The sequence below is a fragment of the Pseudomonas qingdaonensis genome, assembly GCF_018398475.1.
Lineage (GTDB): Bacteria > Pseudomonadota > Gammaproteobacteria > Pseudomonadales > Pseudomonadaceae > Aquipseudomonas > Aquipseudomonas palmensis.
In genome coordinates this window covers 2,217,501-2,236,702 of record NZ_CP074676.1, presented here as the reverse complement: position 1 = coordinate 2,236,702, position 19,202 = coordinate 2,217,501, and the positions used below count along the sequence as shown (strand labels likewise).

At 63.6% G+C, this 19,202-nt stretch carries 17 protein-coding genes and 2 rRNA genes (1 of these 19 only partly in view); 8 read left to right on the top strand and 11 right to left on the bottom strand.

The annotated features are described in order from the left end of the window. Positions 1 to 23 precede the first annotated feature (23 nt). A complete protein-coding gene (locus KH389_RS10210) occupies positions 24 to 323 on the bottom strand; it encodes a hypothetical protein (RefSeq protein WP_043861129.1) in 300 nt (99 codons plus the stop codon). A 181-nt stretch (positions 324 to 504) separates the two neighbouring features. Here KH389_RS10210 and KH389_RS10205 point away from each other — a divergent pair, with 181 nt between their 5' ends. Beyond that, a complete protein-coding gene (locus KH389_RS10205) occupies positions 505 to 993 on the top strand; it encodes an LEA/WHy family protein (RefSeq protein WP_043861130.1) in 489 nt (162 codons plus the stop codon). 14 nt (positions 994 to 1,007) lie between these two features. Here KH389_RS10205 and KH389_RS10200 read toward each other — a convergent pair whose 3' ends face one another. Further along, positions 1,008 to 1,262: a hypothetical protein gene (locus tag KH389_RS10200; protein WP_043861131.1), complete on the bottom strand. Its 255-nt coding sequence runs from the start codon at positions 1,260 to 1,262 to the stop codon at positions 1,008 to 1,010. A gap of 130 nt (positions 1,263 to 1,392) precedes the next feature. On the opposite strand from KH389_RS10200, the gene KH389_RS10195 reads away from it, so the two are divergent. Beyond that, entirely contained in the window at positions 1,393 to 1,713 is a 321-nt protein-coding gene (locus KH389_RS10195; RefSeq protein WP_043861132.1) for an ElaB/YgaM/YqjD family protein, read from the top strand. Between the two features lie 75 nt (positions 1,714 to 1,788). On the opposite strand, the gene KH389_RS10190 is transcribed toward KH389_RS10195, so the two are convergent. Then, positions 1,789 to 2,415 (bottom strand): response regulator transcription factor, encoded by a 627-nt coding sequence (locus tag KH389_RS10190; RefSeq protein WP_088514900.1) that lies wholly within the window; start codon positions 2,413 to 2,415, stop codon positions 1,789 to 1,791. Positions 2,416 to 2,429: 14 nt separating this feature from the next. Next, positions 2,430 to 4,229, bottom strand: a complete 1,800-nt coding sequence (locus KH389_RS10185; RefSeq protein ID WP_043861133.1) for a PAS domain-containing sensor histidine kinase — start codon at positions 4,227 to 4,229, stop codon at positions 2,430 to 2,432. A gap of 198 nt (positions 4,230 to 4,427) precedes the next feature. Between KH389_RS10185 and KH389_RS10180 the strand changes: the two genes are divergently transcribed. The 3 genes from KH389_RS10180 (at position 4,428) to KH389_RS10170 (ending at position 9,010) form a co-directional block, all read left to right on the top strand. Beyond that, positions 4,428 to 6,050: an acyl-CoA synthetase gene (locus tag KH389_RS10180; protein WP_088514884.1), complete on the top strand. Its 1,623-nt coding sequence runs from the start codon at positions 4,428 to 4,430 to the stop codon at positions 6,048 to 6,050. Positions 6,051 to 6,079: 29 nt separating this feature from the next. Next, positions 6,080 to 7,849 carry an acyl-CoA dehydrogenase C-terminal domain-containing protein gene (locus tag KH389_RS10175; protein ID WP_213607292.1) on the top strand — a complete coding sequence of 590 codons (1,770 nt, stop codon included), beginning with the start codon at positions 6,080 to 6,082 and terminating at the stop codon, positions 7,847 to 7,849. A gap of 156 nt (positions 7,850 to 8,005) precedes the next feature. Continuing rightward, a complete protein-coding gene (locus KH389_RS10170) occupies positions 8,006 to 9,010 on the top strand; it encodes a FecR family protein (protein ID WP_043861136.1) in 1,005 nt (334 codons plus the stop codon). A gap of 31 nt (positions 9,011 to 9,041) precedes the next feature. On the opposite strand, the gene KH389_RS10165 is transcribed toward KH389_RS10170, so the two are convergent. Continuing rightward, a complete protein-coding gene (locus tag KH389_RS10165) occupies positions 9,042 to 10,361 on the bottom strand; it encodes a Na+/H+ antiporter family protein (protein ID WP_078481101.1) in 1,320 nt (439 codons plus the stop codon). A 265-nt stretch (positions 10,362 to 10,626) separates the two neighbouring features. On the opposite strand from KH389_RS10165, the gene KH389_RS10160 reads away from it, so the two are divergent. Next, positions 10,627 to 12,774, top strand: coding sequence for a methyl-accepting chemotaxis protein (locus tag KH389_RS10160; protein WP_213607291.1), 2,148 nt, complete (start codon positions 10,627 to 10,629; stop codon positions 12,772 to 12,774). Positions 12,775 to 12,779: 5 nt separating this feature from the next. On the opposite strand, the gene KH389_RS10155 is transcribed toward KH389_RS10160, so the two are convergent. The 4 genes from KH389_RS10155 to KH389_RS10140 are packed head-to-tail and all read right to left on the bottom strand — an operon-like array spanning position 12,780 to position 15,389. Continuing rightward, positions 12,780 to 14,102 carry a sensor histidine kinase gene (locus KH389_RS10155; RefSeq protein ID WP_213607290.1) on the bottom strand — a complete coding sequence of 441 codons (1,323 nt, stop codon included), beginning with the start codon at positions 14,100 to 14,102 and terminating at the stop codon, positions 12,780 to 12,782. Next, positions 14,099 to 14,767, bottom strand: a complete 669-nt coding sequence (locus tag KH389_RS10150) for a response regulator transcription factor (protein ID WP_043861139.1) — start codon at positions 14,765 to 14,767, stop codon at positions 14,099 to 14,101. Before KH389_RS10150 ends, KH389_RS10155 begins: the two co-directional genes overlap by 4 nt. Then, on the bottom strand, positions 14,767 to 15,081 hold the full coding sequence (locus KH389_RS10145; RefSeq protein WP_043861140.1) for a PepSY domain-containing protein: 315 nt from the start codon (positions 15,079 to 15,081) through the stop codon (positions 14,767 to 14,769). The genes KH389_RS10150 and KH389_RS10145 overlap by 1 nt, the downstream gene beginning before the upstream one ends. Next, positions 15,081 to 15,389: a PepSY domain-containing protein gene (locus KH389_RS10140; RefSeq protein WP_213607289.1), complete on the bottom strand. Its 309-nt coding sequence runs from the start codon at positions 15,387 to 15,389 to the stop codon at positions 15,081 to 15,083. The genes KH389_RS10145 and KH389_RS10140 overlap by 1 nt, the downstream gene beginning before the upstream one ends. 156 nt (positions 15,390 to 15,545) lie before the next feature. Between KH389_RS10140 and KH389_RS10135 the strand changes: the two genes are divergently transcribed. Further along, the gene (locus tag KH389_RS10135) at positions 15,546 to 16,628 is read left to right on the top strand and encodes a patatin-like phospholipase domain-containing protein (RefSeq protein ID WP_043861142.1); all 1,083 of its coding nucleotides are present in this window, start codon (positions 15,546 to 15,548) and stop codon (positions 16,626 to 16,628) included. A gap of 51 nt (positions 16,629 to 16,679) precedes the next feature. After that, positions 16,680 to 17,036: a 6-carboxytetrahydropterin synthase QueD gene (gene queD, locus KH389_RS10130; RefSeq protein ID WP_043861143.1), complete on the top strand. Its 357-nt coding sequence runs from the start codon at positions 16,680 to 16,682 to the stop codon at positions 17,034 to 17,036. 126 nt (positions 17,037 to 17,162) lie between these two features. Here queD and rrf read toward each other — a convergent pair. Together rrf and KH389_RS10120 are read right to left on the bottom strand one after the other, a co-directional pair. After that, positions 17,163 to 17,278: ribosomal RNA gene (gene rrf, locus KH389_RS10125) — 5S ribosomal RNA — on the bottom strand. 138 nt (positions 17,279 to 17,416) lie between these two features. Next, a 23S ribosomal RNA gene (locus KH389_RS10120) occupies positions 17,417 to 19,202 on the bottom strand; it runs 1,105 nt beyond the window's last position.

Sequence of the window (19,202 nt, the reverse complement as noted above, 5' to 3'; positions counted from 1 at the left end):
TCCTTGCAGTGGGCCAACGGCGATCAGGGCGTACGCGTCGATTCGCGCGGCGGGCGGGAGGGGTCCAGGCGCGGCGGCACCTGTTCACGGCGCAGGTTCTGGCCGTTGCCGATGCCGCCATTGTCGAGGGTGGGTGGGCGCGGCAGCGGCTGGGTGGAAGGCCCGCGCGGCGGTGGCGTGGAACGCACGGTGCCCTGCTGGGAATTGGGGTTGGCGCGGCGTACCGGGTCGTTGTAGGGATTGCCCGCGTCGGCGGCCTGAACAGGCATGCCCAGTATCAGGCTCAGTGCTGCGCCGGTCAGTGCCGGCAACCATCGGTTCATCGCGTTCATCTCCTGCACAACGTCAGTGGCCCCAGGCGTTGGATAGCCTACGGCGCGAGAGGTTCGCGACGAAACCCGTTGCCGGGCCGGAGATGATTCAGATTGTTACGCTGCTTGCGCCACTTTCAACCGCGCCGGGCATTTGCCACACTGCAGAGACATTTGTCCGGAGCCAAGCCCCATGCCCTGTTTCCTGCGTCATACCCTGCGTGTCGGCCTGGGCCTGCTGCTGGCCCTGAGCCTGAGCGCCTGCGCGTTGCTGCAGGGGCGCGACCCGTTGACCATCAGCGTGATCGGCATCGAGCCGCTGCCCGGCCAGGACCTGGAAATGCGCATGGCGGTGAAACTGCGGGTGCAGAACCCCAATGAAACGCCCATCGACTACAACGGCGTGGCGCTCAACCTGGAGGTCAATGGCCAGCCGCTGGCAACCGGGGTCAGCGATCAGCACGGCAGCATCGGGCGCTATGACGAAGCGGTACTGAGCATTCCGGTGAGCATCACCGCCTTCTCGATGCTGCGCCAGGCCGTGGGCCTGAGCCGGGTGAGCAACCTGGATGGCATGCCCTATGTGCTGCGCGGCAAGCTGGCCGGGGGCGCCTTCGGCACGATGCGCTTCACCGACAGCGGGCGGCTGGCGCTGCCCAAGCCCACCGATACGGCGTGGTAGCGCTGGGGGGTCGGCTACTTGGCAGCCGCCATCAGCTTGTTGACTTCGCTGCGCACCATGTTGGCGAACTCCGGCGGCGACATGCCGTCGAGCTCGGCCCGCACCCACTCGGCCCATTTGCCCTTGCGCCGCGGCTTCTCGCTGATCAGCCGCGCGGCTTCGGCCTTGGCCTTGCCCAGGTTCGATTGCCAGAGTTCGAACAGTCGCGACTTCTCGTCCTCGATCTGTGCCCGCTCGGCGAAGCTCATGTTGGCCAGATTGAAACTCATGGGGATTCCTGCCACTTGAAAATGGGGGCTATCTTACACTGTAGCCACCGAGCGCCGCCAAGGCGCTGCAACTTTCGGCGCGCTCAGGCATCCATTGATACAGTGACCATCATTCAACGAGGAAGCGTACATGGCCAGGAAAAGCACCCTTAAAGCCGATGCCGAACAAATCAAGGACCAGGCCTTCAGCGAACTGCAGGCGCTGATCGAAGAGTCTGACAAGCTGCTCAAGGACAGCTCCACCCTGGTGGGCGAAGAAGCCGAGACCCTGCGCGCACAGGTGGGCCTCAAGCTCAAGCAGGCCCTGGATGCGGTGGGCGGCGTGCGTGAAAAGGCCAAGCCGGCGGTGGATGCCACCGAGGATTACATTGGCGGCCACCCGTGGCAGACCGTGGCGATTTCGGCGGGCTTCGGGCTGGTGGTCGGGCTGTTGCTGGGACGTCGCTCCTGACACCCAATCGCGGGTCAAGCCCGCTCCCACAGGCTTGCACTGTACCTGTGGGAGCGGGCTTGCCCCGCGATGCATTCAACGCAGTTTCAAGGGGTCCACCACCCCACACGCAATCGCCATCCCCACCAGGTCAGGCAGGTGTTCGGCCTGCATGCGCTTCATCACCCGCGAACGGTACAGGTCCACGGTCTTCACGCTGACCTGCAACTGCTCGGCAATCTCCCGATTGGTATAGCCCTGCACCAGGGGCACGAACACGTCGCGCTCACGCGGGGTGAGGCTGTCGATGCGCCCCTGCACTTCATCGCGCTGGCGACTGCTGACCTGAACCCGTGACGAGCGCCCAAGGGCATCCTGCACGCTGTCGAGCAACAACTGGTCGTTGTAGGGCTTCTCGATGAAATCGATGGCCCCGGCCTTGAAGGCGCGTACCACGATCGGCACATCGGCATGCCCGCTGACAAAGATCACCGGCACCTGCACGCCCCGGGCGCGCAAGGCTTCCTGCACGCTCAGCCCACCCATGCCGGGCATGCGCACATCCAGCAGCACGCACGCCGGCAACGCCGCATCGCAGGCCTCCAGAAAAGCCTGGCCACTGGTGAACGGCAGCGCCTGCAGGCCCACCGACTCCAGCAGCCAGACGGTGGAGTCGAGCATGCCCTGGTCGTCGTCGACCACGTAGACCTTCGGTTCCTGCATGGAAATCCCCTTGTTCATGCACTGGCCACCGGCGCCAGCCGACAGCACAAAATCAATCCGCCGGTATCACCCGGGTGCGCCTGCAAGGTACCGCCGAACCCTTCGACGATACTGCGGCTCATGCTCAAGCCCAGCCCCAGCCCTTCGGGCTTGCTGGTGGTAAACGGGGTGAAGATGCCGTCCAGCTGCTCGGCGGCCACCCCGGGGCCCTGGTCGGCCACCTGGATACGCAGCCAACCGGCCTGCTGGTCGGCGCTGATCAGCACGCGCGAAGGCGCCCCGGCATGCTGCTCGCGGTTGGCGTCGATGGCGTTGCGCAACAGGTTGAGCAGGACCTGTTCGAGCAAGACACGGTCGGCGTATACCGGCGGCAGGTTGTACACCATGTGCTGCTCGATGGTCACCTGGGCCTGCGCCGCCTCCCAGGCACACAGGCGCACGGCCTCGCGCGATACATCGGCCACGTTGAGCGCCTGCAAGCGGCGCGGCTCCTTGCGCAGGAACGAGCGCAGGCGCTTGATCACTTCGGCGGCATGGGTGGCCTGCTCGGTGATGCGCTGCAGGCCCTGGGCGACCCGCCCGGCCGCCTGCGGGTCACGCTCCACCGCCAGCAGGTAGCGCTGGCTGGCACTGGCATAGTTGACCACCGCTGCCAGCGGCTGGTTGATCTCGTGGGCAATGCCGGAGGCCAGCTCGCCCAGGGTGACCAGCCGCGCGGTGTGCGCCAGTTCATCCTGGTGTCGGCGCTGCTGGCGTTCACGCAGCTCGCGCTCGGTCATGTCGCGAGCCACCAGCGAGTAGTAGCGCTCGCCACCTGCGGCCCGGTGCGCCAGCAGTACCAGCGACACCGGGAACGGCGCCGAGCCGTTGTAGGGCGCCAGCCGCGCCTCGCATTGCCACACCCCTTCACGCTCGGCGCAGGCCCAGCCCTCTTCGTCGAGGCGTTGCAGGGCTTCTTCGTCCAGCAGCTCGCGCAGGGGCGGCACGGCCTGCACCTCCAGCAGGCCCAGTGCACGCCGGGCGGAACGGTTGAGGTAGGTGAGCTGGCCGGCGGGGTCGGTGAACAGCACCAGGTCGGTGTTGGCCTCGACCACCTCGGCCAGGCGCCGGCGGTTTTCCTGGGCTTCGATGCGCACGGTGATGTCACGTGACACGCTGACGATCTCGACCACCGCACCGGTGTAGGTTTCGCGGATGGCGCGGCTGGCGATCTCGAACCACAGGTCGCGGCCATCGCGATGGCGCACGCGGCAGGTCATGGTCTGGTAGCCGTCCTGCTCCAGCGCCTGGGAGGCCTGCAGCAGCGATTGCTGGCGGTCCTGGGGGTGAAACAGCGACTGCACCGCCACCCCGCGCAACTCTTCCGGCCAGTAGCCCAGCAGGCGATAGGAGGCCGGCGAAGCATCCAGGAAACACCCGTCGGGGGTATGGCGCGAGATCAGGTCGGTGGTGTTTTCGGTGATCAGGCGGTACAACCGACGTGCCTGGCTGGCCTCGCGCTCGGCCAGGCGCTCCACCGTGGCGTCGCGACAGCGGGCCAGCACCTGCAGGCCGCCCTCCAGCGGGACGAAGGTCCACAACAGGATACGCTGTTGCACCAGGGCCTCGACCTCGGCAATCGCCCGCTGCTGGTGCAGGCAGGCGCTCACCAGCGCCTTGTAGTTGGCGGGCAGCAGGCTGCCGACGGGCGGCTTGGGCCAGGTGTCGAACAACGCCTGCACCGCCGGGTTGGCGGCCACCACCTGGGCGGCGGCATCGAGCAGCACGGTGGGTTGCGGGTCCTTGTCGAGCAAGGCCGAGGGAGGAAAGGTCACTTGGGGCTCCGGCTTTTTATAGTACTTATACCATATTGCTATAGTCTATCTTCCAAGTAATATGGAGAACAGCGTAAAAATGAAACACCGAAGTCGGTCTGCGTACCGCCTTCCAGAAACCTGATCAGAGCTAACAATCAGCCATCGGAGGTTTCAGCCAGCGCCTGATCGCGGCTGCCTCCTGCACAGGAACCGTTCATGTCGATCTTCTCCCAGGGCCTGCAGCCCGCCCCCGTCAACCATGTCGCCCTTTCCCCGCTGAGTTTCATCGAACGCACGGCTGCGGTCTATGGCGATTACCCGGCGGTGATCCATGGTGCCATCCGCCGCAACTGGCAGGAAACCTACCAGCGCTCCCGCCGCCTGGCCAGCGCCCTGGCCGGCCGCGGCATCGGGCTGGGCGATACGGTGGCGGTGATGCTGCCCAACATTCCGGCCATGCTCGAGGCGCATTTCGGTGTGCCGATGATCGGTGCGGTGCTCAACGCCCTGAACGTGCGCCTGGATGCCGAGGCCATCGCGTTCATGCTCGAGCACGGTGAAGCCAAGGTGCTGATCACCGACCGCGAATTCCACAAGGTGATCGAAGCAGCGCTGGGCCTGATGGCCCACCCGCCGCTGGTGATCGATGTGGACGACCCGGAGTACGGCGAGGGCCGCGCCGTCAGCGACCTGGATTACGAAGCCTTCCTGGCCGAGGGCGACCCCGAGTTCGTGTGGCACTGGCCCGAGGACGAGTGGCAGGCGATCTCGTTGAGCTACACCTCCGGCACCACCGGCAACCCCAAGGGGGTGGTCTACCACCACCGCGGCGCCTACCTGAACGCACTGGGCAACCAGATGACCTGGGCCATGGGCAACCACCCGGTGTACCTGTGGACCCTGCCGATGTTCCACTGCAATGGCTGGTGCTACCCGTGGACCGTGACGGCCCTGGCCGGCACCCATGTGTTCCTGCGCCGGGTCGACCCGCAGAAGATCCTGACCCTGATTCGCGAGCACCAGGTCACCCACCTGTGCGGCGCACCGATCGTGCTCAATGCGCTGATCAACATGCCCGACTCGGCCAAGGCCGCCATCGACCACCCCGTGAACGCGATGGTGGCCGGGGCGGCGCCACCCGCCAAGGTGATCGGCGCGGTGGAGGAAATGGGCATCAAGGTGACCCACGTCTACGGCCTGACCGAGGTCTACGGCCCGGTGACGGTGTGTGCCTGGCATGCCGAATGGGACGCGCAGCCGCTGGAGGAGCGGGCCCGCATCAAGTCGCGCCAGGGCGTGCGCTACCCTACCCTCGAGGGGCTGATGGTGGCCGACCCGCAAACGCTTGAGCCGGTGGCCCGCGACGGCAACACGCTGGGCGAGATCTTCATGCGCGGCAACACCGTGATGAAGGGCTACCTGAAGAACCCCGAGGCCACCGCCGAAGCCTTCCGAGGCGGCTGGTTCCATACCGGCGACCTGGCAGTGTGGCATGCCGACGGCTATGTGGAGATCAAGGACCGGCTCAAGGACATCATCATTTCCGGAGGCGAGAACATCTCGACCATCGAGGTCGAAGACACGCTGTACCGCCACCCGGCCGTGCTCGAGGCTGCGGTGGTCGCCCGCCCGGATGAAAAATGGGGCGAAACCCCCTGTGCCTACGTCACCCTCAAGGCCGGTTTCGAAGGTACCCGCGAGGCGGACATCATCGCCTTCTGCCGCGAGCATCTGGCCGGCTTCAAGCTGCCCAAGACCGTGGTGTTCAGCGAACTGCCGAAAACCTCCACGGGCAAGATCCAGAAGTACCTGTTGCGCGACTGGGCCAAGGCGCTCTGACCTTTTTTCACCTTTATTCGGAAACCGTTATGCCTGAGTTCAATGCACCGCTGCGCGACATGCGTTTTGTTCTTCACGAAGTGTTCCAGGGCCCGGCCCTGTGGGCACGCCTGCCGGCGCTGGCGGCCAGCGTCGACGGCGATACCGCCGATGCGATACTGGAAGAGGCGGCCAAGATCACCGGCCAGCTGATCGCCCCGCTCAACCGCAGCGGCGATGAGGAAGGCGTGCACTTCGCGCAGGGTCGGGTCACCACTGCGCAGGGGTTCGTGCAGGCCTGGCAGACCTACCGCGAAGGCGGCTGGGTCGGGCTGGCGGGCAACCCCGAGTACGGCGGCCTGGGCATGCCCAAGATGCTCGCGGTGCAGTTCGAGGAAATGCTCTACGCCGCCAACTGCAGCTTCAGCCTGTATTCGGCGCTGAGCGCCGGCTGCTGCCTGGCCATCGACGCGCACGCCAGCGATGCATTGAAGGCCACGTACCTGCCGGCGCTGTACAGCGGGCAGTGGGCCGGCACCATGTGCCTGACCGAACCGCATGCAGGTACCGACCTGGGGATCATCCGCAGCAAGGCCGAACCCCAGGCCGATGGCAGCTACCGGGTCAGCGGCACCAAGATCTTCATCACCGGCGGCGACCAGAACCTGACCGAGAACATCGTGCACCTGGTGCTGGCCAAGCTGCCCGACGCGCCGGCCGGGGCCAAGGGCATCTCGCTGTTTCTGGTGCCCAAGCGCCTGGTGGGCGAGGACGGCAGCCTGGGTGAAACCAACGCGGTGAGCTGTGGATCGATCGAGCACAAGATGGGCATCAAGGCCTCGGCCACCTGCGTGATGAACTTCGATGGCGCCGTGGGCTACCTGGTGGGCGAACCCAACCGCGGTTTGGCGGCGATGTTCACCATGATGAACTACGAGCGCCTGTCCATCGGCATCCAGGGCATCGGCTGCGCCGAGGCGTCGTACCAGAATGCCGCACGCTACGCCCGGGACCGCCTGCAAAGCCGCGCCGCCACCGGGCCGCTGGCCAGCGACAAGGTGGCCGACCCGATCATCGTGCATGCCGATGTACGGCGCATGCTGCTGAGCATGCGCGCCCTGACCGAAGGCGGCCGGGCGTTCGCAACCTATGTCGGCCTGCAGCTGGATATCGCCAAGTACGCCGAGCAGCCGGAGGAGCGCGAGGCCGCGCAGCGCCTGGTGGCCTTGCTGACGCCGGTGGCCAAGGCGTTTTTCACCGACATGGGCCTGGAAAGCTGCGTGCTGGGCCAGCAGGTGTTCGGCGGGCATGGCTACATTCGCGAATGGGGCCAGGAACAGCTGGTGCGCGATGTTCGCATCGCGCAGATCTACGAAGGCACCAACGGCATCCAGGCGCTGGACCTGCTGGGGCGCAAGGTGGTGGCCGATGGCGGACAGTCGCTGGCGCTGTTCGCCAACGAGATCCGCAGCTTCTGTGAAACCCGTCCGCCCTTGTGCGAACCGCTGCTGCATGCCCTGGCGCAGCTGGAAAGCGTGAGCCAGTGGGTACGCGAGCAGGCCACCGGTGATGCCAATGCCGTGGGCGCGGCGTCGGTGGAGTACCTGCACCTGTTCGGCTATGTGGCCTACGCCTACATGTGGTCGCGCATGGCGGCCACTGCCCGCGAACGGCGCGAGCAGGAGCCGGCGTTCTACGAGGCCAAGCTGGCCACGGCTACCTTCTACGTCGAGCGTCTGCTGCCCAGGGTACTGTCGTTGCAGGCCAGCATCCGCGCAGGCAGTGCGCCGCTGTACCAGTTGCCAGCCGAGCTGTTCTGAGCCGCGCAACGCTCCAGGCGGGTGCTTAAACGATAAAAACCACGCATTTGCGTGGTTTTTCGTTCAAATATTTCTTACAACTGATAGTCATTCACGATGAACTCGGTTCTCGTTGGCCACCTGCCAAGGGTAGAATGGCCAAAACCGGGAGTATCAATGAACCAAACCAGCCTCAGCGCAGCCGAACTTGATGCCATCACCGATGCCGCTGCGCACTGGTGCATGCGCCTGCATGCTGAGGACTGCAGTGAACAGGAACGTGCCGCCTGCGCGCAATGGCGCGCAGCCGACCCACTGCACGAGCAGGAATTCCAGGCCATGCAGGAGATCTGGCAGACCGCCGACCACCTGCCCCGCCCTGCTGCCCCGGTAATCACCCTGTCAGCCAGGCCACGCGGGCGCGCCTTGCGTCGGCTGGCCTCGGCTGCGGCCGTGGCGCTGGTGGCGCTGCCGATTGGCGCCTGGGTGGGCTGGGAACAGGGCTGGCTGCCCAACAGCTATGAGCGCGTTGAAAGCGGCAATGCCATCGCCCGCGCGGTGCTGCCGGATGGCAGCGAGGTGGAGTTGAACCTCAACACCACCCTGCGCTACGCCAACTACAAGGACGAACGACGGGTGACGCTGGTCAACGGCGAGGCCTTCTTCAAGGTGCAGCACGATACCCAGCACCCGTTCGTGGTGCGTGCCGGCAAGGGCCAGACCCGGGTGACCGGTACCCAGTTCAACGTGTGGAAGTATCAGGACCAGGTGAAGGTCACCCTGGTGGAAGGTTCGGTGCTGGTCAGCAGCAACAGCAGCGACCCGGACAGCGGCTATCGCCTGGGCCCCGGCATGCAGGCCAGCTACCGTCGCGGCGACTACGAGCCGGCCCTCAGCCAGACCTATGCCCACGACACCAGCCTGGCCTGGCGCGGCGGCAAGCTGATCCTCGACAATCTGCCACTGGACCAGGCCCTGCCGCTGATCAACCGCTACCTGGAAACGCCGTTGCTGCTGGCGGACGCCAGTACCGGCAGCATCCGCATCAGCGGCATCTACAACACCACCGAGGTCAATCGCCTGGTGAGCAACATGCCCAAGGTGCTGCCGGTGTACCTGACGCGCAACAAGAACGGCGATACGGTGCTCAACCGCATCTCGCCGCCCCCGCGAAAAAGCTGAGCCTCGCGCCCAGCTCCTGCGCCCTGGCGCGCTACAGCACCATCGCCGCTACCCAGCCGAACGCCAGCAACGGCAGGTTGTAATGCAGGAAGGTCGGCACCACCGTGTCCCAGATGTGATGGTGCTGGCCATCGACGTTCAGGCCCGAGGTCGGGCCCAGGGTCGAGTCCGACGCCGGTGAGCCGGCATCACCCAATGCGCCGGCAGTACCGACGATGCACACGGTGGCCAGCGGGTCGAAGCCCAGTTGCACGCACAGCGGCACGAAGATCGCCGCCAGGATCGGCACCGTGGAGAACGACGAGCCGATACCCATGGTCACCAGCAGGCCCACCAGCAGCATCAGCAGCGCCCCGACCGCCTTGCTGTGGTCGATCCAGCCGGCCGAGGCCTCCACCAGGGTCTTCACTTCGCCGGTGGCCTTCATGACCTCGGCAAAGCCGGACGCGGCGATCATGATGAAGCCGATCATGGCCATCATCTTCATGCCTTCGGTGAACAGGTCATCGGTGTCCTTCCAGCGCACGATGCCCGACAGCGAGAAGATCAGAAAGCCCGCCATCGCACCGATGATCATCGAGTCCAGCCACAGCTGGATGATGAACGCCGCGGCGATCGCACAGCCGGCCACCATCAGCGTCAGCGGGTTGTAGCTGACCGCCACCTGCTCGACCTGCTCGATCTTTGCCACGTCGTACACGCGCTTTTTGCGGTAGCTGAAGAACACCGCCAGCAGCAACCCGAACAGCATGCCCGCCGCCGGTATCGCCATGGCCTGGGTCACGTTGACGCCGCTGACGTCCACCCCGCTGCGGCTGACGTTGGCCAGCAGGATCTGATTGAGGAAGATGTTGCCGAACCCCACTGGCAGGAACATGTAGGGGGTGATCAGGCCGAAAGTCATCACGCATGCCACCAGGCGCCGATCGATCTGCAGGCGAGTCAGCACGTACAGCAGTGGCGGCACCAGCAGCGGAATGAAGGCGATATGAATGGGCAGGATGTTCTGCGACGAGATCGCCACCACCAGCAACAGGCCGATCAGCAGCCACTTGATCTTGCCGCCTTCGGCATTGCCCTGACCATGGAACATCGACAGGGCGCGATCGGCCAGCGCATGGGCCAGCCCGGACTTGGCGATGGCCACGGCGAATGCGCCCAGCAGCGCATACGACAATGCCACCGTGGCACCGCCACCCAGGCCGCCGTTGAACGCCTTGAGCGTGCCTTCGATACCCAGGCCGCCCACCAGGCCGCCGGCGAGCGCGCCGATGATGAGGGCGATGACCACGTGCACACGGGCCAGGCTCAATATCAGCATGATGCCGACCGCGGCAATTACTGCATTCATTTCATGACCTCTAGAAACCAGACAAAGCTTGCGCTGCGGCGACAGACTGCGAGCGCAGTGGCCGAACGACAGGTGTTTTTATGGGAGGGCACACACTCTGAAGCAGCACCCGCCACTTGTCAAAGTACGGGGCTAGACGGCTGCACGCGGGTCGCATGCATGACTGAAAACGACGCATTTCAATTGAACGTTTGAATAAAGAAAAACTGCGCCTGGCCGTTACAGTCGTCAGCCTCAATCTTTTTTTGGATCAAAGGACTTCGTCATGTCGTCGAGACAACTTTCCATCCAGTGGAAAATCACCCTGCTGGCCGGGCTCTGCCTGGCCAGCATCGTTACGCTGCTGGTGGGCCTTTCGCTGTACCGCATGGAGCACAACTCCGAGCTGGTCAAGGCCAGCAGCATGCAGATGCTGACCGAAGCGGCCCAGTCGCGTATCGAGTCCCAGGGCGAAGTCCAGGCCTTGAGCATCCGCCGCCAGTTCATGGATGCCTACCAGTACGGTGCAGGCTTTGCGCGCCAGGTGCTGTTTTTGCGCGAGCAGGCCGAAAAGCGCTTTCTGGACGCCTTCGACCTGCGCGAGGACATGACCCGCCAGGTGCGCGCCGCGCTGCAGGCCAACCCCGACCTGCTGGGGCTGTCGCTGGTGTTCGAGCCCAACGCCCTGGACAACAAGGATGCCCTGTTCGCCAACCAGGCCGAGCTGGGCAGCAACGAGGCCGGCCGCTTTGCCCTGTACTGGTCGCAGCCCACGCCCGGCAAGCTGACCTCGATGGCGCTGCCCGAAAAGGACATGACCGACACCAGCATCGGCCCCAGCGGCGAGCCGGCCAACACCTGGTCGGTGTGCCCGCGTACCACGCGCAAGACCTGCGTGATCGAACCCTACTTCTATGACATCGCCGGTCAGCGGGTGCTGATGACCAGCATCGTGTTCCCGCTGATCGTGGCCGACAAGGTGGTCGCCACCCTGTCGATCGACATCAACCTGAACAGCCTGCAGGCGCTGAGCCAGCAGGCCAGCCAGAACCTGTACCAGGGCCAGACCCGCATCGGCATCATCAGCCCGGTCGGCCTGCTGGCCGGCTACAGCCCGGATGCGGGCAAGCTGGCGCAACGCTTCGACCAGGTCGACAGCACCAGCGGCAAGGAACTGATAGGCCTGCTGAGCAGCGGCACGCCCCTGCAGAGCCTCCACAAGGACGAGCGCCTGAAGGTGCTGGCAGCGTTTGCACCGATTCCGGGGGGCAAGCCCTGGGGCGTGCTGCTGGATGTGCCGCAAAGCGCCCTGACCGGCCCGGCCGAGACCCTCAAGAACGAGCTCGACCAGCGCAATACCAGTGGCACCCTGATCGAGCTGGGCCTGGGTGTGCTGGCCGCGATCGTGGGGCTGCTGCTGATCTGGGTGATGGCGCGCAGTGTGACCCGCCCCATCCTGGGCGTGGCCGCCATGCTCAAGGACATCGCCAGCGGCGAAGGCGACCTGACCCGCCGCCTGAACTACGACAAGCGCGACGAGCTGGGGGAACTGGCCGGCTGGTTCAACCGCTTCCTCGACAAGCTGCAGCCGATCATCGCCGAGGTCAAACGCTCGGTGCAGGCGGCGCGCGATACCGCCGACCAGTCTTCGGCGATTGCCTCGCAGACCAGCGCCGGCATGGAGCAGCAGTACCGTCAGGTCGACCAGGTGGCCACGGCGTCCCACGAAATGAGCGCCACCGCCCAGGATGTGGCGCGCAGTGCTGCGCAAGCGGCCCAGGCGGCGCGTGACGCCGACCAGGCTACCCGTCAGGGCCTGGCGGTGATCGACCGCACCACCACCAGCATCGATACCCTGGCAGCCGACATGAACACCGCCATGGCCCAGGTCGAAGGCCTTGCCGACAACAGCGAGAAGATCGGTTCGGTACTGGAAGTGATCCGCTCCATCGCCGAGCAGACCAACCTGCTGGCGCTCAATGCCGCCATCGAGGCGGCCCGTGCCGGGGAAGCCGGGCGCGGCTTTGCGGTGGTGGCCGACGAGGTGCGCAACCTGGCCCGACGCACCCAGGAGTCGGTGGAGGAGACCCGTCAGGTGATCGAGCAACTGCAGGCCGGCACCCGCGAGGTGGTGGGCGCCATGGACAGCAGCCACCGCCAGGCCCAGGGTAGCGTCGACCAGGTCGGTCAGGCCGTGACTGCGCTGCGCCAGATCGGCGAGGCCGTTACCGTGATCAGCGACATGAACCTGCAGATTGCCAGTGCCGCCGAAGAGCAGAGCGCGGTGGCCGAGGAAATCAACAACAACGTGGCGACCATTCGCGATGTGACCGAGTCACTCTCGGAGCAGGCCAATGAGTCGGCGCGGGTCAGCCAGTCGCTGAACAGCCTGGCCAACCAGCAGCAGGGGCTGATGGACCAGTTCCGCGTCTGATGGTGTTATCGGGCTGCCCTGCGGGGTAGCTCGATGCTCACCCGCAGCCCGCCCAGTGGGCTTTCCAGCAACCTCATCTGCCCACCCCAGGCTTCGGCGATATCGCGAACGATGCCCAGGCCAAGCCCATGGCCATCGACCTGTTCGTCGAGCCGCGCACCGCGCTCCAGCACACCGGCCCTGGCATTTTCGGGGATGCCCGGGCCATCATCGTCCACCCACAGGCGATACACCCCGCCCTCTTGCTCGATGCTCAGGCAGACCTCGCTGTCGGCCCACTTGCAGGCGTTGTCCAGCAGGTTGCCCAGCAGCTCGAGCAGGTCTTCGCGGTCCCAGGGCAAGGACAGCCCATCGGGCACCTGATGGCGGATGAGCAGGTGATCGCCGTGAATCATGGCCAGGGTCGATAGCAGGCCCGGCAGTTCGGTGGCGCAATCGAAATGCGCCCCCGGCAGTGCATCGCCGGCCAGCCGGGCGCGATTGAGTTCGCGGCTCAGGCGTTGCTGGATCTGCTCAAGCTGAGCCTGCAACTGGGCGCGAACCTCGGGCAGGTCGTTCAGGCGCTCGCTCGACGCCAGGCTCATCAGCACCGCCAGGGGAGTCTTCAGGGCATGCCCCAGGTTGCCCAGCGCGTTGCGTGAACGCCTGAGGCTGTCTTCGGTGTGTGCCAGCAGGTGGTTGATCTGCGCCACCAGGGGCTCGAGTTCGACAGGCACCTCACTGTCTAGCTGCGAGCGCTTGCCCTGCTGCAGTTGGGCGATCTGTTCGCGCGTGCGTTCCAGTGGGCGCAGGGAGCGTGTGACCGTGATGCGTTGCAGCACCAGAATCAACAGCAGCGCCACCAGCCCCAGGCCAAGGCCGAGCTGCTGCATGCGCCGGAAGCCGTCGCGCACGGGGGTATAGTCCTGCGCCACGCTGATCGAGATCGCCTGGCCCAGGCGCCGGTAGTCGGCACGCAGCACCAGCAGTTGCTGGCCAGCCGGGCCCAGCTCCAGGCCCGCGTGCAGGCCGGGAGTTGGCGGACGGGGCATGTCCATGTCCCAGAGCGAGCGGGAACGCCAACTGCCCCCTTCGAAATCGATACGGAAGTAGTAGCCGGAAAACGGCCGCTGGTACGCCGACGACAGGCGTCGCTCGTCCAGTTCGAGGCCGCTGTGGCCGCGCACCAGCGCCACCAGCAGGTTTTCGCTTTCCTTGCGCAGCCCCGTCTCCAGGTAGCGCTGCAACCCGACCTCGAACAGCCACAGGCTGATCTGTGCCAGGGCCAGGCCGACCAACACCAGTACACCGACCAGCCCCAGGCTCAGGCGCGCCTGGATCGACTTCACTCGACCACTCCGCCAAAGCGATAGCCCTGGCCGCGATGGGTTTCGATCACGCTGCGCCCCAGCTTGCGGCGCAGGTGGTTGACGTGTACTTCGAGCACATTCGAGTCGCGCTCGGTTTCGCCGTTGTAGAGGTGCTCGGCCAGGTGGCTTTTGGAAAGGATCTGCTGCGGGTGCAACATGAAGTAGCGCAGCAGGCGAAACTCGGCGGCGGTCAGTTGCACGTCCTGCCCGTCGCGGCTCACGCACTGGCGGCCTTCGTCCAGGTGCAGGCCGGCGGCCTGCAGGGTCGGCTGGTTGGCCAGGCCACGGGCGCGGCGCAGCAGCGACTGGATGCGCAGTTGCAGCTCTTCGGGGTGAAAGGGTTTGCTCAGGTAATCGTCGGCACCGGCCTTGAGGCCCTCGATGCGCTCGGCCCAGGAACCCCGTGCGGTCAGGATCAGCACCGGGGTCGACAGCCCGCCGGCGCGCCATTGGGCCAGCACTTCGAGGCCGGGCAGGCCGGGCAGCCCCAGGTCCAGGATAATCAGGTCATAGGGCTCGCTGCTACCCTGGTACACCGCATCTCGGCCGTCGGCCAGCCAGTCGATGGCGTAGCCCTGGCGCTGCAGGCTCTGGGTGAGTTCATCGGCCAGCGGGACGTTGTCCTCGACCAGTAACAGGCGCATCAGTCATCTTCCTCATCTTTGATCAGCACACCCGTGCGTGCATCGAACTTGATTTCACGCACGACCCCTTGCGGGGTGACCAGCTCGACTTCGTACTCGTAGCGGTTGTGCTTCTCTTCCAGCTCCGCCTCAAGCAACTTCGCCCCGGGGTAACGCCCCAGGGCGGAGTTCAACAGTTGCTCCAGCGGCAGGATGATGCCCTTCTGACGTAGCTCCAGGGCTTCATCCTGATCGAGGTCGCGGGCCAGGGCCGGCGTACAGAAGACCAGCAATGCGAGGAACAGCCACGGTGCCGTTCGCTTGCGTGCAGTCATCAGGTGTCCTTGGCGTCCTTGAGTACTTCACCGGTCTTGGCATCAAGGTCCACGTCCCATTCGACGTTCTGCGCGTCACGCAGTTCGACCTTGTACACATAACGGCCGTACACGTCCTCGAGCTCGGAGTCCTTGATGGTGGCACCCGGATGCTTGGCCAGCGCTTTTGCGTTGAGGTCATCCAGCGACAGGATGGTCTTGGCCTGGACCAGCTTCACGACTTCATTGGTGGGGATGTCTTTAGCCAGCGCAACGTTGGCGCTCAGGGCAAGGGCGGCGGTGGCGAACAGGGCAGTCAATGTTTTCATCGTGTCTCTCCATTTAGGATCAATCTTGCTTACGGGTTCAGAATACCGAACCGAACTTAACTGAAACTGAAAACAACTGGCGCCATGATAGCTCAGGCGCGCCCCTGTTCCGTCCACGCTTCTCTATAATCGTTGATCCAGGACAACGAGGCCCTTATGAGCTCAATCCAGATCAAGTTTCCAGCGCTGACACTCAAGGCCGGCACGCGGGCGTTCGCCCATGTACACGAACGCGGTCTGCAGGCTGCAGACGTGGGGGTGCTACCGGGCGCTGCAGGCGGCCCCAAGGCGCTGGGTATCCAGGGTATCGACCTGGCGCTGTTCGGCCAGTGGCTGCCCACAGCACCGCGCGCGCGCTCGCTGATCGGGGCATCGATCGGCTCCTGGCGCTTCGCCAGTGCCTGCCTGCCCGACCCCGCCCAGGCCCTGCTGCGCCTGGGCCATCTGTATACCGAGCAGGATTTCGCCAAGGGCGTGACCCAGGCCCAGGTCAGCCAGAGCTGTCGTCGCATGCTCGATGACCTGCTGGAGGGCCAGGATGCTCGCATTCTCGACAACCCCCACTATCGGCTCAACATCATGCTGGTCAGAAGCCACGGCCTGCTTCAGCACGATCATCGAGGCCGACTGGGCGTAGGCCTGTCGTCGGTGATTGCCGACAACCTCGTGAGCCGTTCGCGGCTGGCCCGGCACTTCGAACGCGTGATCCTGCATGACGCACGCTGCGCACCGCCGTTGAACCCCCTCACGGACTTCCCTTCGCGCTGCCTGCCGCTGGCGGTCGACAACCTGCGTCATGCCCTGCTCGCTTCAGGCTCCATTCCCATGGTGATGGAAGGCGTGCGGGACATTCCGGGGGTCGGGGCGGGCACCTACCGGGATGGTGGCTTGCTCGACTATCACCTCGACCTGCCCTACAGCGGCGAGGACATCGTGCTTTACCCTCACTTCACCCACAAGGTGGTGCCGGGGTGGTTCGACAAGGCCCTGCCCTGGCGGCGCAGCAATGCGCAGTACCTGCAGAACGTGCTGTTGCTGGCACCCTCGCCGCAGTACCTGGCCCGCCTGCCCTACGGCAAGCTGCCGGATCGCAGCGACTTCAAGCGCTTCATGGGCGATGCCGGTAACCGCCAACGTTACTGGCGTACCGCCATGAGCGAAAGCCAGCGGCTGGGCGACGAGTTTCTGGAACTGGTGGAAACCGGCAAGCTGCACCAGCATCTGCAACCGTTGAAGTAGGCTTGCTGTTAAACTGCCGGTCAGCATTGGTTTTCAGAGTTCTAAGATACCGTGGAAATTTTCAAAGAGTTCACCTTCGAATCGGCCCACCGCTTGCCGAATGTGCCCGCCGGGCACAAATGCGGGCGCCTGCACGGCCACTCCTTCAAGGTTGCCTTGCACCTGACCGGCCAGCTGGATCCGCATACCGGCTGGATTCGCGACTTCTCGGAGATCAAGGCGATTTTCAAGCCGCTGTACGAGCAGCTAGACCACAACTACCTCAATGACATCCCTGGCCTGGAGAACCCGACCAGCGAAGTGATTGCCAAATGGATCTGGGACCAGGTCAAGCCATTGCTGCCAGAACTGAGCAAGGTGCGTATCCATGAGACCTGCACCAGTGGCTGCGAGTATTACGGCGACTGAGCTGACAGTGACATATCTGAAAACCACCTCCCAAGGTGGTTTTTTTATGCCCGCCTTGCAGGAAACTTTCGGCCCACAAAGACAAAACCCCTACCTGCAGATGCAGATAGGGGTTTCGGAATTTAATCTTGACGATGACCTACTCTCACATGGGGAAACCCCACACTACCATCGGCGATGCATCGTTTCACTACTGAGTTCGGGATGGGATCAGGTGGTTCCAATGCTCTATGGTCGTCAAGAAATTCTGTTGCCAGAAGGTCTTGCTCAGACACTCCAGCGAATCGGGTATGTGATGTTCGTGAGTTACAAATCTTCGGCTTACTGTGTCTTCACAACACCGCAATCTGGCCTTTCGACGCAAATTGCTTGGGTGTTATATGGTCAAGCCTCACGGGCAATTAGTATTGGTTAGCTCAACGCCTCACAGCGCTTACACACCCAACCTATCAACGTCGTAGTCTTCGACGGCCCTTCAGGGAGCTCAAGGCTCCAGTGAGATCTCATCTTGAGGCAAGTTTCCCGCTTAGATGCTTTCAGCGGTTATCTCTTCCGAACATAGCTACCCGGCAATGCCACTGGCGTGACAACCGGAACACCAGAGGTTCGTCCACTCCGGTCCTCTCGTACTAGGAGCAGCCCCTCTCAAATCTCAAACGTCCACGGCAGATAGGGACCGAACTGTCTCACGACGTTCTAAACCCAGCTCGCGTACCACTTTAAATGGCGAACAGCCATACCCTTGGGACCGGCTTCAGCCCCAGGATGTGATGAGCCGACATCGAGGTGCCAAACACCGCCGTCGATATGAACTCTTGGGCGGTATCAGCCTGTTATCCCCGGAGTACCTTTTATCCGTTGAGCGATGGCCCTTCCATACAGAACCACCGGATCACTAAGACCTACTTTCGTACCTGCTCGACGTGTCTGTCTCGCAGTCAAGCGCGCTTTTGCCTTTATACTCTACGACCGATTTCCGACCGGTCTGAGCGCACCTTCGTACTCCTCCGTTACTCTTTAGGAGGAGACCGCCCCAGTCAAACTACCCACCATACACTGTCCTCGATCCGGATAACGGACCTGAGTTAGAACCTCAAAGTTGCCAGGGTGGTATTTCAAGGATGGCTCCACGCAGACTGGCGTCCACGCTTCAAAGCCTCCCACCTATCCTACACAAGCAAATTCAAAGTCCAGTGCAAAGCTATAGTAAAGGTTCACGGGGTCTTTCCGTCTAGCCGCGGATACACTGCATCTTCACAGCGATTTCAATTTCACTGAGTCTCGGGTGGAGACAGCGCCGCCATCGTTACGCCATTCGTGCAGGTCGGAACTTACCCGACAAGGAATTTCGCTACCTTAGGACCGTTATAGTTACGGCCGCCGTTTACCGGGGCTTCGATCAAGAGCTTCGCGTTAGCTAACCCCATCAATTAACCTTCCGGCACCGGGCAGGCGTCACACCCTATACGTCCACTTTCGTGTTTGCAGAGTGCTGTGTTTTTAATAAACAGTCGCAGCGGCCTGGTATCTTCGACCGGCATGAGCTTACGGAGCAAGTCCTTCACCCTCACCGGCGCACCTTCTCCCGAAGTTACGGTGCCATTTTGCCTAGTTCCTTCACCCGAGTTCTCTCAAGCGCCTTGGTATTCTCTACCCAACCACCTGTGTCGGTTTGGGGTACGGTTCCTGGTTACCTGAAGCTTAGAAGCTTTTCTTGGAAGCATGGCATCAACCACTTCGTCGCCTAATGGCAACTCGTCATCAGCTCTCGGCCTTAAGATCCCGGATTTACCTAAGATCTCAGCCTACCACCTTAAACTTGGACAACCAACGCCAAGCTGGCCTAGCCTTCTCCGTCCCTCCATCGCAATAACCAGAAGTACAGGAATATTAACCTGTTTTCCATCGACTACGCTTTTCAGCCTCGCCTTAGGGACCGACTAACCCTGCGTCGATTAACGTTGCGCAGGAAACCTTGGTCTTTCGGCGTGGGAGTTTTTCACTCCCATTGTCGTTACTCATGTCAGCATTCGCACTTCTGATACCTCCAGCAAGCTTCTCAACTCACCTTCACAGGCTTACAGAACGCTCCTCTACCGCATCACCTAAGTGATACCCGTAGCTTCGGTGTATGGTTTGAGCCCCGTTACATCTTCCGCGCAGGCC